We start from the raw sequence: 13232 nt of genomic DNA on the forward strand, positions 1-13232 counted from the left end.
CGGGCTGAACGACCGCCCCACAGCCCCGTCGCCCTCTCAGGGGGCCGCTGCCTGGCCTTCAGGGCCGGCTGAGGAGGCCATGGCGGCTGCACGGCAGGGAGACCGGCAGCGCGGGGGCCATCACCTCTACGACGGCAAGGTCCCGATCGTCGCCGTCGGGCTGCGGAACCTGCGCGAGCACGGCCCGACGGGTCCGGTGTTCTACCGCTTCGGCCGTAACCGGCCCCAGCCGCTCCTGGAGGCGATCGGCAACCCCCGCCGCGACGCGACCGCCTCCCGCGAGTTGGAGGAGGGACGGGTCCAACAGGAGGAGTCGGGTAGGAGAGGTGGCGGAAGACGACGAACGACCCTGGCCCCCTTGATGAACGAATGAGAGGCACCGGCGTGGCCGATTCTGAGATGAGGGCGGTGGGCTGGGCGCAGTCCTTCCCCATGTCCCAAGGGGCACGGGCCGGGCGCCGCTGGGCGCGGGGACATCTCGAATCGCTGGAATGGGCGCAGAGCGCACCCGATTTGGTGGACTCGGTGCTTCTGACAGTGACCGAACTCATTACAAACGCGCACAAGCACGCTCATAGCGATGCCCAGCTTGTCCTGACCTGGGACAGTACCTGCCTCCACGTCAGCGTTCACGACGCCAGCCCGAACCCGCCGACCCCGGCCGACCGGGGCCTTGATGCAACCGGCGGCCGGGGCCTCGCGATCGTCAAGGCACTGTCCGACAGCTGGGAACATCATCCACAACGAGACGGAAAGACCGTGACCGCCTGCTTCGTCCCGCCTGGATACCCCGCGCCGGACCACATTCTCAAGCCCGATGGCACCACCTGACCAGCAGGGCGTACGCCATCTGCGCCAAGGTCAGGAACGTCAGCGTGGTCCAGATCCCCTCACCAAGCACCTGCGCCAACAGGGCGGTACTCCGTGATGCGAACGTTGCTGACGGTCCCGTCTACCGCCAGCGGCCGTCCAAGCCTCGGGACATCTGTCCCTCCCTCAGCGATCGCCTCCGCAGGGGGAGGAGATGACGAAGACGGGTAGACAAGCACGCGAAGCTCCTGGCAGGCGCGGGTGATCTTGGTCGAGAACCCGTCTACCAGGAGCTTCGTCGTTGTGCGGAAGCGTCCAACTCGCGGTCAAAGCTGCCAGGTTGGAAAGGGCTCACTGGATCGTGCTCCCGCCACAGCTCGGCGGTGACGTCGGCGTTCGCGTACAGCCGGAAACGAGGCGAGAGCACTGGGTTCCGTCGCCGCAGCGCTGTTGAGGGTCGTTGACAAACCCGCATGAGCGTTCCGAGCGGGTTCGTCAACCGGCTTCGCGCACCCAGGCCGGAGCTTTCACGCACCCAGGCCGGAGCTCCGGCCTGCATCCCTCCTACCGCGGCTCCTTCACCGCTCACCGTCAGGCGGAACGCTTCTGCGCGGTTCGCGCAGCCCTTGCTCGCTCATCCCGCCGGCACCTGAGCCTGTGGCCTGTCGGCAACGCGACGCGCAACGCCGCTCCGTGACATACCTGGCTTTGTATCGCCGTAGCGGGCGTGATGTACGTGTCAGTCCACTTCCAGGGCGTCCAGAGCCAGCGTGTGGGCGATGGCGAGGCGGCGGTCGATGTCGGGCGCGAGGATCTCGAGTACGTACCGGGTGTGCAGCCCCAGCTTCTTGGTGACGGTCATCAGCGGCTTGCCGCTCTCGGTGTACTTGAAGCGGTACGGCCAGATGAACGGCACGTATTCGAGATACGGCACGAACTCCCAGACGAACCGGACGAAGGCCACCACCCGGCTGCGCTCGCGTCCGGTCAGCTTCATCGTCCCCGGCTGCCGCACTTGCCATGTCCTGCGGAGGAAAGACCCGCCCGCGTCCTCGTAGAAGGACCCGAAGGACTGGCCCGAAGCGTCCCGGACGTCGTACATGTAGCCCACTTCGTGGTCGCGGCCCTTGAAGTCGGCGAGAACGGACTTCCTGGACGCGTCCGTATAGACGGTCACCTGTCCCCTGAGCGACAGCCGCTTCTCGCGTGCGTAGGCGACGGGCTCGCCCTCGGAGCCGTCCGGCCGGGCCACGCTCACCACGTACTCACCGGCCGTGAGGCTCAGCTTCTTCTTGATGACGAAGGTGTCGTGGGACTGGATGTCCGGTGCTTCCGCAGTGGTGGGGGCCGGGGTGGCCTTGGTGAGGCTGACGGCGACCTTGCCCTTCTCCGCGCCCGTTCCTGCACTCGACTCCGTGCCCGTGCTGTCCATGTGGCATCTCCCGTTGTCCCCGTGGCCCCGTTTCGGTCCGTCCATCGTCGGCCGCGCGACCGGCCCGGCGCAGTCTCCGGAAGTCGCGATCCCGGGCGACGAAAGGTGTCAACTTTCGTCGTACGGTGGCACGACGCTCGGCCGATGCACGCGTTCTTCCGGGGGTCCTACCGTCGGTCCGGTGTATGCGGACAGGGAAGTGGATGTGGATGTGAGAGCAGGTATGGATGTGGGAGATCGGCGGGTACGTTCCGCCGGGCTCGCCGTTCGGGGCCTCCAGCGGCGGTTGAGCGGCGGTGTGCTCTGGAGCCCCGCCCGTATCGTCGGGGAGGCGGTGCTCGCCGTCACCCTCGCCGGGCTCGCCACGGGCTTCGGCGCGTGGGTGGACACGCTCGACGCGCGGACCGTTCTCCTCGCCGGGGTGATGGCCCTGCTGGCGCCCGCGCGCCACGCGCTGCCCGCGACCGTCCTGATCCTCTCCGCTCCGCTGGCTGGGGGGTGGAACGTCATGGCCTCCGTGCTGCTGGTCTGCGCCGCCTGGTCGGCGGGGCGGCGGATCACGGAACCCTGGCGGGTGGCCGCCGCGTTCGGGGCCGCGTGTGTGCTACACACTGTCCCGGATCTGTACCAGGACATCACCTCGGGGGCCGCGCCCGTGCTGCCCGTCACCCTCGGGTGGAACGTCGTGACATTTCTGACCCTGGCCGTGGTGCCGGCCCTCGTCGGCCGTTACCGTGACCAACGGCGGCGGCTGCTCGGTGCGTTGTGGCAGAACAATCAGCAACTCAAGCGCGAGCAGGCGATGGTGGCCCGTGAGGCGCGGTTGCTGGAGCGCAACCGCATCGCCCATGACATGCACGACAGCCTCGGCCATCAGCTCGCCCTGATCGCCGTGCACGCGGGCGCCCTCCAGGTCGACCCGGAGCTGACCGGGAGCCAGCGAGAGGCCGTACAGATCCTCCGGGGCGCCTCCGTCACCGCGATGGCGGAGTTGCGGGCGGCGGTGGGGGTGCTCCACGACGAGGCGGAGCATCGGGAGCAACAGAACGAGCAGCACTACCAGGGGCATCAGCGGCAGTCGGTGGGCGACGGTGCCTCGGTACCGTACGCGCCCCGTAACACCGCCGCCATCGACGGCCTGGTCGAGTCGTCCCGGGGCGCGGGCACGGCGGTGTCGCTGGCCCGGAGCGGTGTCCGGCGGCCGTTGGCGCCCGCCGCCGACCACGAGGCGTACCGCATCGTCCAGGAGGGGCTGACCAACGCTCACAAGCACGCGCCGGGCGCCCCGATACGCCTTGCCCTGCGGTACGAACTGGACAGCCTGGTCGTGGAGGTCACCAACGGGCCCGTGCCGGGCGGAGCGCCCGAGGTGCCGCCGGAGATCAGCGGCGGCCAGGGGCTGAAAGGGCTGCGCGAGCGGGTCGGCCGGGTCGGCGGCATGGTGCACACCGGGCCCACCGAGGACGGCGGCTTCCGGATCGCGGGGATGCTGCCGTACGGGGAGGAGAGCAAGGCGGGAAGCGGGGCGGAGGGCCGGGCGGGGCACCTCGGGGGACACGGGGCGGGGAGCGGTGCCCGGGGCGCGGGGCCGTACGGCGCGACCTCCGTCGTACCGGCTCGCGACGTTCGGGGGCAGTGGCGTCCGGGGGCGGTGGACGACGGTGGAACGGTCATCAACGGGGCCGATCCACAGAGGGAGTTCACCACCATCATGAGTACCAGGAAGAACGTCGCCATCGGCTGCGCCGTCACCGCCGTCGTCCTCGTCGCGGGCGTCATCGGCCTGGCTGTCTGGGGGATCGGCGTCATGACGGAAGAGGTGAAGAAGGCGGAGATCTCGCCGAGCGTCTACGAGGCGGCGAAGGTCGGGGACGCCGAGGCGGACATCCGGGCCAGGCTCCCCGAAGAGGACTCGTGGCTCACCTCGGACCTGGCGGACCAGGGGCCCAAGCTGCCCGACGGAGCGACGTGCCGCCACTTCGCCTCCGAGGACGACCAGGGGGTCGACTTCCTCACCGTCTTCCGGTTCTGCTTCCAGGACGGGAAGTTGGTCTCCAAGGAGACGTACAAGGCGACGTGATGCCGGGCTCCGTGCGGCGGGTCGGCCCGTACAGGGCATGATGGCGGGGCCACTCCGTCCGTTCTCCTTGACAACGTCATGATCGACACCGCGCAGGAGGCTGTGTGATCCGGGTCCTCGTCGCCGACGACGAGCCGCTCATCAGGGCCGGCATCAGAATGATCCTCACCTCGGCCGACGACATCGACGTGGTAGCCGAGGCCGGGGACGGCCGCGAGGCGGTGGAGAAGGCCCGGGGCGGCGGGATCGACGTGGCGCTGCTGGACATCCAGATGCCGGTGATGGACGGGCTGACGGCGCTGGTCGAGCTCGGCCGCGCCGCGCCGAAGGTACGGGTCCTGATCCTCACCACCTTCGGCGAGCGGGACAACGTACTGCGGACGCTCGGCCACGGCGGTGCGGGGTTCCTGCTGAAGGACTCCGCGCCCGACGAGCTGATCCAGGCGGTGCGGGCCGCGGCGGCGGGCAACGCGTATCTCTCACCCGCGGCCACCCGGCATGTGGCGGACGCGCTCTCCGCCACCGGGGCCACCACGCGCGGGGAGGCCGCGCGGCGCCGGCTCGACGGGCTCACCACCCGGGAGCGCGAGGTGCTGGCCCTGCTCGGGGAGGGGCTCTCCAACGCGGACGCGGGGCGGCGGCTGCATATGAGCGAGGCCACGGTGAAGACGTACGTCAGCCGCATCCTCACCAAGCTCGACTGCGACAACCGCGTCCAGGCCGCCCTCCTCGCCCGCGACGCCGGGCTCCAGCCGGGGGGACTTCAGCCGGGCGGGCACTGATTCCTTTCCAACCTCGCAGCTGTGAAAGCGAGTTGGACGCGCCTGCACAACGACGAAGCTCCTGATAGACGGGTTCTCGACCAAGATCACCCGCGCCTGCCAGGAGCTTCGCGTGCTTGACCCGAACGGTCCCGCCGGCCCCTTGGTACGCCTTATCCGCCCAACATTTGAGTCCGGCCTCGGCGAAGTTCTCGATGATTCCGTGCTTCCGGGCAGCGGTCAGATCGTGGGTCGAGCCGGGCAACGCCGGGGAGGCCCACAGCAGGCGCCCGAAGGGGTCGGTGAGGACCTGGACGTTTTGTGCTTGCCCGAGTAGTACCCGGTGTCGGCGGCGATGCGGTCGATCGGCAGCAGTCCCGCTCCGGGGCCGCCGTCTCAAGCGATGGAAAACGCCGTCACAACAGCAGCCATGCCAAGATCCGCTGCCTCGGCGAGCAGGCCATGGCCCCCTGAAGTGCTGGCGCCTCCTCCGCAAGCTCCGATGCAGCACCAACCGCATCACCCCCATCGTGAAGGCCGTCCTCGCCCTTCACCACACCTCAAGCTGAGGTTGGAAAAGGCTCACTGACGCCGGCTACACGGTGCACGTACGCTTTCCGAGTCCGGGCGACACTGGTTGCGTGATTATCGAACGCGCGTATGCCCATCTCTCCTCGTACGACGAGGAAACCTGGCCTTGGTCGGTGCCCTGCGTCCGACAGCTGCTCAACGAAGGGCTGCGGTTCACCGCACCGGTGACCTTTCTGGTCGGTGAGAACGGCTCGGGGAAGTCGACCCTGGTCGAGGCGTTGGCGGAGGGGTTCGGCCTGGACTCCTACGGCGGCTCCCACGACTGGAGCTACGCTTCCCCGCGCGGCAAGTCGACCCTTGGCGAGCGTATGAAATTCGACGCCGCCTCGGGGCGCGGGCGCCGTATGGTCACCAACTGGTCAGCCCGCAAGGGCTTCTTCCTGCGGGCCGAGACCGCGCTGGACGCCCTGGGCAGGGAGGGGTTCTCGCCGGACTATGTCAGCCATGGTGAGGGTTTTCTCGCGGCGTTCCGCGGGAAGTTCCTTCACGCCGGGCTCTATGTTCTCGACGAGCCGGAGGCAGCGCTCTCCTTCTCTTCGTGTCTTGAGCTGATCGGGCACATCGACCGGCTGGCCAAGGAGGGCGGCCAGGTCATCTGTGCCACGCACTCCCCGTTGCTGACCGCACTGCCGGGCGCGGACATCATCGAGGTCGGTGAACACGGTATGCGGAGGGTCGCCTGGCGGGAGCTCGGCGTCGTGGATCACTGGCGCCGCTATCTCGCCGACCCGCACACCTATCTGCGGCACATCGTCGAACCGTAGGCGGGCCCCCTCAGCCCCCGTCACATGGGCGATGCAGAAGACCCGGCTCTCGGCGTTTGCCAACAGGCGTGCTGATTTGCCAACTGTGCTGCGTCGTCACATCCACAGATCCGCAGCTCAGGGCTCGCCGATCGCCTCCTGAACCTGTCGAACGCGGAGGCCCGTGAATGGGCGATGTCCGGTGTCCACGCCAAGAACACGACCGGCCTGCAGAAGACGCCCGCCCCGGTCACCGACCTGCTCACCGACGCCTGGAACACCAGCGCACCCGAGATCCCGCCCACGCCCGTCGTCGACCCGGCCGCCGACCGGGACGTCCTCGCCGACGCCCGGAGCCTCCCACCGCCGACCCCGGCCGCCGACCCCGGCGAACCCGCCCCGGCCTCCGACCCGGACAACGCGGTGGTCGGCCTGCGCGAGGCGTACGACAACCACCTGTCGGACATCGTCACCAGCCTCGAGGCGCTGCGCTGGGCCCGCCACAACGACCCGGACTTCCCCGGCCCCGTCGACAAACGCGGCGCCGAATTCCTCTACCGCGCCGGCGACCTCAAGAAGTGGGCCCGCAACCGGCCCCGCGCCGGCACCACCGACCGCGACTGACCATCCCGGCCCGCCGACGTCCGCGAACGCAGGTCCGCGAACTCACCGGGCAGTTGGCCCAGGCCCTCCACCACGCGCGGACCACGGAAGGCGCACGAGCACTCCTTCAGGAACAGGTCCACGCCCAGGACGAGAGCCTGCGCCATGCCCAGGACTACATCCACCAGGTCGAGGCGGAACTCTCCGAGCAGCGCGAGCAGGCCCGTCTGCAGCAGCTGGAAGTCGGCGTGCTGCGCAAGCAGAACCAGCGGTTCGTCGAGGAGCAGGCCCACACCATTTCCGGGGTGTCAACGCAGGCCACAGGCTTCGACGCCGCCCTCGCAGCCCGCGCCGCGAGACAGGCGACCGAAGCAGCCCAGCAGACCGCCACACCGCAGGAGTCCACCCCTGCCCGCCCGAAGCCCGACGGCATGCCACCGGACCCGTACCGGCCGCGCCCGCCGGATCCCGTTCCCATCGGGGAGATCAGGCCGGGCCGCGACACTCTCGCTTTCCTCGTGCTGGCAGCAGCAGCCTGGACTGCGGGAGCGGTGTTCGCCGCCGGCATCCGGGCCGACCCGGGCCCCAGCGTCTGGAAACTGATCATTGCCGCAGTGGTCATCCTCCTGGTGGCCGCGGTCTCCTGGGTCGGGTACCTCTTCGTCATGGAGAAGTACGACCCCATCCTCGACAGCGGGCCGGCAGTCTTCACGGTGCCCGCGCTCCCGGTCGTTGAGATCGGCGTCCCCTTGTTGCGCGATGCCGACGACCCGGTCAGGAGCGTATTGCGCCGCTCCTCCAGCTCACCCGGCCGCAGGGCTTTTCGCTGTGGTATCGCATCTGAGCGCCCGCGGATTTGGGTGGTGGGCGGGTGAACGCCTTCTGCACGGCGGCGTCCAGGCCGTCTCCGATCAGGCTCATCGCCGCCGTTCTCCCGCTCGCTGCTGTGGGTGGCACGGTATCCGGGGTTGCTCATCGGTCACCCGGTCTGTCCAGAGTCCGAATCTGTGATCCAGCGCCCTTCGACGGAGTCGTGCACGTACGCCGGCCTCCCCCTGGTCCCGCTCGTGCGGAACGGCTTCCCGCCGTCCGTGATCCGCACCGCCCCCGTACGGCCCCCGGCGCTCCACTCCAGCTCCAGGTACCAGCGGCAGTCGCAGCCCGCCGTCCGCGCGGAGACCAGCAGCTCCTCGGGGTCGGAGGAGGTGACCTTGTACGGGAAGGAGACGGCCGGGATCTTCCGGACCTCGGCGCCGGAGGCGTCAAGTCCGTCGACGGGCCTCGCGAGCGGGCGCGGCCGGTCGAGGTCCACGGCGAAGTGGCGCGGGGTGAAGGCGCCGCCACAGCCGTGGTCCATCCGGTATGCGTTCCACGGCAGCGGCGCGGCGCGGTCGACCAGGCGCACGTGCAGGGCATGGAGGACGACGGCGTCGGACGGCGACCGGCCCTGGACCGTGATCCGCACCACCGCTTCCCCGCCGTGCACGGCACCGTGCGTCCCGGCCCACGCCCCGGAGTCGGCCGCGATCGGCGGCTGGGCGACCGCGCGGGGGGCCCGGTCCACGAGGTAGGTGTGCCCGCAGTCGCCCTCCCAGAGCTGGGAACCGATGCTCCAGGTAAAGGGGAGGGGGGCCGCGGTCCGCCCCGGAGCGGTGGAAGCGGGAGCGGGGGCGGAAGCCGTACGGGTGGGGTGGCCGAGCAGGGCGGCGGCGAGGGCGAGCAGGACGAGGGCGACCGCGGCGGCGACGAGGAGGGGAGTGGGGGCGCCACGACGGGGGCGGGGGCGGGCGCGGGGCGGCTCCGGCGCGGTCGGATCCGGCGCGGGGCCGGGGCCTGGTTCCGGCGCGGCCGACACGGCCGGCACAGGCGTGGGCGCGGGCGAGGCCGCTCGGCGGCGGGCGCGGTCCCGCCTCCGTCCAGGCCGCCTTCAGGGCCCGCCGTTCCTCCTCGTCCGCCCCGCACAGCAGGGTGAGGCGGTCGACCACGGCGAACTCCTCCGGGACGGTCGCGCCCGAGCAGTAGCGGTGGAGGGTGGACGCGCTGACGCTCAGCCGCCGGCCCAGCGCCTCGTAACTTCTCCCGTCCCGCGCCTTCAGCGCGCGCACGAGCCCCGCGAACTCCTCGACGGCGGCGTCCTTCGGCATTCCATCCCCCTCGGCCCTGCGTCCCATCCTTCACGTCCTTGCACGTCAGCGGGGGTGGAATGGGTTCGGGACGGCTGGTGGGCGCGTGATCGTTGCAGTCGGCGGGCGCCGGCCCCACGCTGGTTGAGCACTGACCGAACGAACGACCCGACGGGGGTTCCTCCACCGTGAACAAGCTCCGCACCGCACTCGCCACCGCAGCCGCTGCCGCACTGGGCCTCGCGGCCCTCGCCACAGCCCCGGCGCAGGCCGCTGCCCAGCCCGCCTTCCTCGCCGCCGCCCAGATGCCGCCGTCGTCGACGCCGTGGACCGCCACCCAGGTCTTCACTGGCGTCCCGGAGAACGGCGGCGTCCTCTGCGCCCCGTACAAGATCCCGGCGCAGAACACCCGCTACCGCGAGTTCAGCACCGAGCTCGACACCAACGGCGTCCAGGTCACCACCGTCGCCCGTACCGAGGCCGACGCCGTGAAGCTGGTCGACACCCTCCGCGGGGCCCTCGCCGGCTGCGGCACCCTGCTGGAGCAGCAGAACCCGGGCCTGCAGGCCGTCAGCGCCTCCCACGGCAAGCTCGCCGTCGAGGAGGGCGCCTGGGTCTACAGCCTGGACACCGCCGACCCGCAGATCGGCATCTCCGACATCCACCTGTTCTCCGTCGGCCGCGACGGCCGCACCGTCACCCTCGTCCGCTGGGGCCAGATGGGCGACCTCGAGGACGCCCCGCTGACCGCCTTCCGCACCACGACGAAGACCGCCGTCAACAAGCTCCACTGACCCGGGGGCTGACCACAGCTCGACAGCGGCGCGGCCGGAACCCGGGCGCGCCGCTTTCCGTGCCCCCTCCTGACCGACGGGATCGAACCGGCAACGGTGCTGCTCGACGGAGGCAGCGGCTCGAACTTCCACGAGAGCAACGACTGGTGGATCTACTCGGGTGAACTGCGCAGGCCGCGGGCGACCAGCCTTCGCGGAGCGTGCTCGTGCGGCTGGCGCGGCGAGACCAGCTACCCGCTCAGCTGGGAGGACGTGGACCGGAACGCCCCGCACCTCTACGACACCAGGCAGCTCAAGGACGACTGGGCCCGGCACATTGACGACGTCGAAGCCCGCGCAGTCCCGGTTCCCGACGTGCTCGTCGCGCTCCTGGACCAGGTCGAGCAGGAGCTCGACAGGCTCGCCGGCGACGCGCCGCTGGCCGCGCTGCGGGCGATCAGCAGACTTGAGCACGTCATCGCGGAAGCCGGCTATGCGGCGGCGTACGGGGCACGAGGCCGACGCGAGGTCTGGAACTCTGATCGGCCCCGGCCTCGGGCTGCCCGAGAACGAAGGCCGCCGGCGCCTACTCAGCGACTCTCTGCGCCGCTGAACTCGCCCGGAGTCATGGGCCGGTGAGGATGTCGTGGGTGCCGACGCGGCGCCAGATCACGTGGGGGATGCCGGGGTAGACCTCGGGCCCGTACTGCCAGGTGGCGCGTCCTGCGGGGCCGGAGCCCATGGACCAGGTGATCTCGTAGACGCCCGGAGCACGGCGGACGCCCTTGATCCGTAGGCCGGGGCGGAAGTGGCGGCCGGTGCGCAGGTCGGGCACGAAGGCGTCCAGGACGACGCGGCGGAAGCGCCGGCGCTGGGCAGGGGTGAGGTGCTGGAGGTCGGCGGTGAAGCGGGGGAGTGTCTCGAAGGTGGGCATGGTGGTTTCCTCCGGGCAGCACGACGAAGCCCCCGGCTGTCGACAGGGGCTGTTGGGCGGTGCTTGTTGGTGGTGTTCGTTCTTAGGCACCGGGTGGTGCTCAGCAGTGGTGCCCGGTTGTGTTCGTTGGTGTCGCTCGGGCGGTGAAGGGAGGACTGCCGGGAAGTGAGGACTGCCGGAGAGTGATGACATGGGCATCCGGCACAGGACCGCTTCCCGCCTGACGGGCGCCTGAGAAGAGAAGTTCGGCCGCTGTTCCCGCCCGGCGGGACACCTCGCTGACTGGTCTTTCCCTGCAGTTCAGAGTTGTGTGGCGTGGTCCTGGTGACAGTGGATATCAGGGTTGTCCGGGCCGGTCAGATGTACCGCTACTACCTGCGTCAGACCGTCGTCGGCGACGGCCGCCGCCCGGCCCGCACGCCGATGCGCGCCGCCCAGGAGCAGGCCGGTGTCCCGGCCGGGCGCTGGATGGGCCGCGGCCTGGCCGCGCTCGGACTCGCTCCGGGCGAGGACGTCACCGAGGAGCAGCTGCGGAACCTGTACGGCGAGCGGGGCCGGCACCCGTACGCGGACCGCATCGAGGCCGACCAGCTCGCTGCGGGCGACTCCCCGGAGAAGGCGTTCAAGGCCGGAGCCCTCGGACGCCGGGTCATGGTCACCGGGGTCGACTTCGTCTTCCGCCCACAGCCGAGCATCTACCTGTTGTGGGCGCTGGGGGATGAGGAGACCCGTCTGGTGATCGAGGCCGCGCACGAGCGGGCGATCGTGCAGGTGTTGGAGTGGATCGAGGACGAGGTCGCGGTGGTCCGGTACGGCACGGACGGCATCTACCGGGTGAGGCCGCCCGGCGGTCTGGTCGCCGCCCGCTTCCGCCACTACGAGGCCCGCTCCGGAATGCCGCTGCTCCATGACCATCTGATGCTGTCCGTGAAGGGCCAGCGCCTGGACGGCACATGGGGCTCGATCCACACCACAGCCCTGTACGAGAACACCGTCGCCGCGTCCGCGCTCTACAACGAGCTCGTGGCCGCCGAGGTCTGCGAGGAGCTCGGGCTGGCGACCGAGCCGCGCACCGTCACTCCGGGGCGCCGGCCGGTGATGGAGATCGCCGGGGTGCCGCACGAGCTGATCCGCTGGACCGCCCGGCGCAGCGACCAGATCGCCACCTGCCTTTCGGAGCTGGAGCACGAGTACGTCACCGCCGTCGACGACGACGGCGAACCGCGGTTCCTGCCCGTGGTTTCCGAGCGCGCCCGAGCCAAGCTGGAGCGGATCGCCGCCCGCAAGACCCGCCCGCCCAAGAAGGGCAAGGCCCGGTCGCTCGCGCAGCTGCGCGTTGACTGGAAGCAGAGCGCGATCCTCACCTCCGGAGTGGCCGCCGACGTCATCTCCTCCCTCCTCGAGTACGCCCGTGCCGCGGCCGCCGTGATCCGGGCCCGGGTCACGGCCGTGGTCGATGTCGCCCTGGCGGCTGTCGGTGTCGCCGCGACGGTGTTCGTGATGAACGGCGGCGGGCGTTTCCATCGTCGTCATCTGCTCGCCGAGGCCCGCCGTCACCTAGCCCTGGTCCTGCGCGGCCGCCGCCGCGAGCCGGGCCTGGACGACCAGGTCGTGGCCGCCGCCATCTCCGCCCACTGCCTGGACATCAGCGAGCCGAAGACCGTACGCGGCCTGGAAGCCGGCTACCGCCTCTACACCGCCCGGTGGAACCTCGCCGACCTCCCCGCCCGCCGCCGCCCACCCACCCCCGCACCCGACCCGGACCGGCAACCCCCGGCCGATCCCGGCGAGCCGCCTGCGCCCCGGCCCCCGGGCCAGGACGCGGGGGAGTGGGAGATCCCCCGCATCCCGCTCCAGTACGAACGAGCCGTCCTCGCCGGCGCGGTGGTGCGCGAGCAACTGCGCACCACCACGACCGCCACCGTCGTGCGGGGCCGGGCGTACGACGTGGCCCGGCATCAGCAGGCGGCGATGCCCGAGCAGCTGCTCGCACCCGAGCCGGCCGACCCCGAGAACGACGACCAGGAGCAGAAGCCCGGCCGCCCCGAAGCACTGGACCTGACCGCGCTACGAGCCCTGAGGCAATCGCGCACGGACCTGGAAGCCCTGGAACTCACCGCTGAGCAGCTGCGCCACCTGGCGGCCGTCTTGACGAAGGCCGGTGAGGGGGCCCGGGCCAGGAAGAAGAAGTACACAGGCCGGGAGACCGCACCTCCGGTGCACCCGGAGCGCCAGGAGGAACAGCACCGCCCCCAGCAGCCGGACCGACACCGCGGGCCAGAAGCCGGCCACTGAGTGCACCCGGCGCGGCCAGGCTCCACTCGGTGCGGCCAGGGCGCGGCTACTGGTGTGCGCCGACTGTGGGGTGCGCCGTGCGGGCAC

At 70.7% G+C, this 13232-nt stretch carries 13 protein-coding genes and 4 pseudogenes; 11 read left to right on the forward strand and 6 right to left on the reverse strand.

The annotated features are described in order from the left end of the window. Positions 1–79: 79 nt before the first annotated feature. Positions 80–373 carry a hypothetical protein gene (locus tag IE272_RS37810; RefSeq protein WP_190010232.1) on the forward strand — a complete coding sequence of 98 codons (294 nt, stop codon included), beginning with the start codon at positions 80–82 and terminating at the stop codon, positions 371–373. Between the two features lie 11 nt (positions 374–384). After that, a complete protein-coding gene (locus IE272_RS37815) occupies positions 385–831 on the forward strand; it encodes an ATP-binding protein (protein ID WP_190010233.1) in 447 nt (148 codons plus the stop codon). Between the two features lie 718 nt (positions 832–1549). Here the strand turns inward: IE272_RS37815 and IE272_RS37820 are convergent. After that, positions 1550–2242, reverse strand: a complete 693-nt coding sequence (locus IE272_RS37820; RefSeq protein ID WP_050363157.1) for an LURP-one-related family protein — start codon at positions 2240–2242, stop codon at positions 1550–1552. 298 nt (positions 2243–2540) lie between these two features. On the opposite strand from IE272_RS37820, the gene IE272_RS37825 reads away from it, so the two are divergent. Together IE272_RS37825 and IE272_RS37830 are read left to right on the forward strand one after the other, a co-directional pair. Continuing rightward, positions 2541–4322, forward strand: coding sequence for a sensor histidine kinase (locus IE272_RS37825; protein WP_229898087.1), 1782 nt, complete (start codon positions 2541–2543; stop codon positions 4320–4322). A 104-nt stretch (positions 4323–4426) separates the two neighbouring features. After that, positions 4427–5104 (forward strand): response regulator transcription factor, encoded by a 678-nt coding sequence (locus tag IE272_RS37830; RefSeq protein WP_050363158.1) that lies wholly within the window; start codon positions 4427–4429, stop codon positions 5102–5104. A gap of 112 nt (positions 5105–5216) precedes the next feature. Here IE272_RS37830 and IE272_RS37835 read toward each other — a convergent pair. Next, positions 5217–5458, reverse strand: a pseudogene (locus tag IE272_RS37835) (transposase family protein); the annotation flags it as partial. 45 nt (positions 5459–5503) lie between these two features. Between IE272_RS37835 and IE272_RS37840 the strand changes: the two are divergent. From IE272_RS37840 to IE272_RS37855, 4 genes and pseudogenes are all read left to right on the forward strand, one after another. Beyond that, positions 5504–5652 (forward strand): annotated as a pseudogene (locus IE272_RS37840) (IS5/IS1182 family transposase); the annotation flags it as partial. 72 nt (positions 5653–5724) lie between these two features. Next, the gene (locus IE272_RS37845; RefSeq protein WP_050363159.1) at positions 5725–6438 is read left to right on the forward strand and encodes an AAA family ATPase; all 714 of its coding nucleotides are present in this window, start codon (positions 5725–5727) and stop codon (positions 6436–6438) included. 174 nt (positions 6439–6612) lie between these two features. Beyond that, entirely contained in the window at positions 6613–7041 is a 429-nt protein-coding gene (locus IE272_RS37850) for a hypothetical protein (RefSeq protein ID WP_143674014.1), read from the forward strand. A 53-nt stretch (positions 7042–7094) separates the two neighbouring features. Further along, positions 7095–7895 (forward strand): hypothetical protein, encoded by an 801-nt coding sequence (locus IE272_RS37855; RefSeq protein WP_190010235.1) that lies wholly within the window; start codon positions 7095–7097, stop codon positions 7893–7895. On the opposite strand, the pseudogene IE272_RS37860 reads toward IE272_RS37855, so the two are convergent. The 3 genes and pseudogenes from IE272_RS37860 to IE272_RS39255 form a co-directional block, all read right to left on the reverse strand. Beyond that, positions 7852–7941, reverse strand: a pseudogene (locus IE272_RS37860) (telomere-protecting terminal protein Tpg); the annotation flags it as partial. The gene IE272_RS37855 and the pseudogene IE272_RS37860 overlap by 44 nt on opposite strands. Before the next feature lie 58 nt (positions 7942–7999). Further along, the gene (locus IE272_RS37865) at positions 8000–8875 is read right to left on the reverse strand and encodes an XRE family transcriptional regulator (RefSeq protein WP_308433898.1); all 876 of its coding nucleotides are present in this window, start codon (positions 8873–8875) and stop codon (positions 8000–8002) included. Positions 8876–9008: 133 nt separating this feature from the next. Then, positions 9009–9191, reverse strand: a pseudogene (locus tag IE272_RS39255) (helix-turn-helix domain-containing protein); the annotation flags it as partial. A 140-nt stretch (positions 9192–9331) separates the two neighbouring features. On the opposite strand from IE272_RS39255, the gene IE272_RS37870 reads away from it, so the two are divergent. Continuing rightward, positions 9332–9937, forward strand: a complete 606-nt coding sequence (locus IE272_RS37870) for a hypothetical protein (RefSeq protein WP_190010237.1) — start codon at positions 9332–9334, stop codon at positions 9935–9937. Between the two features lie 96 nt (positions 9938–10033). After that, positions 10034–10555: a hypothetical protein gene (locus IE272_RS37875; protein WP_190010239.1), complete on the forward strand. Its 522-nt coding sequence runs from the start codon at positions 10034–10036 to the stop codon at positions 10553–10555. On the opposite strand, the gene IE272_RS37880 is transcribed toward IE272_RS37875, so the two are convergent. Next, entirely contained in the window at positions 10542–10850 is a 309-nt protein-coding gene (locus IE272_RS37880) for a hypothetical protein (RefSeq protein ID WP_190010241.1), read from the reverse strand. The genes IE272_RS37875 and IE272_RS37880 overlap by 14 nt on opposite strands. A 324-nt stretch (positions 10851–11174) precedes the next feature. Between IE272_RS37880 and mobF the strand changes: the two genes are divergently transcribed. Next, positions 11175–13145 (forward strand): MobF family relaxase, encoded by a 1971-nt coding sequence (gene mobF / locus IE272_RS37885; protein WP_190010243.1) that lies wholly within the window; start codon positions 11175–11177, stop codon positions 13143–13145. Positions 13146–13232: the final 87 nt, after the last annotated feature.

Source organism: Streptomyces anulatus (assembly GCF_014650675.1).
Lineage (GTDB): Bacteria > Actinomycetota > Actinomycetes > Streptomycetales > Streptomycetaceae > Streptomyces > Streptomyces anulatus.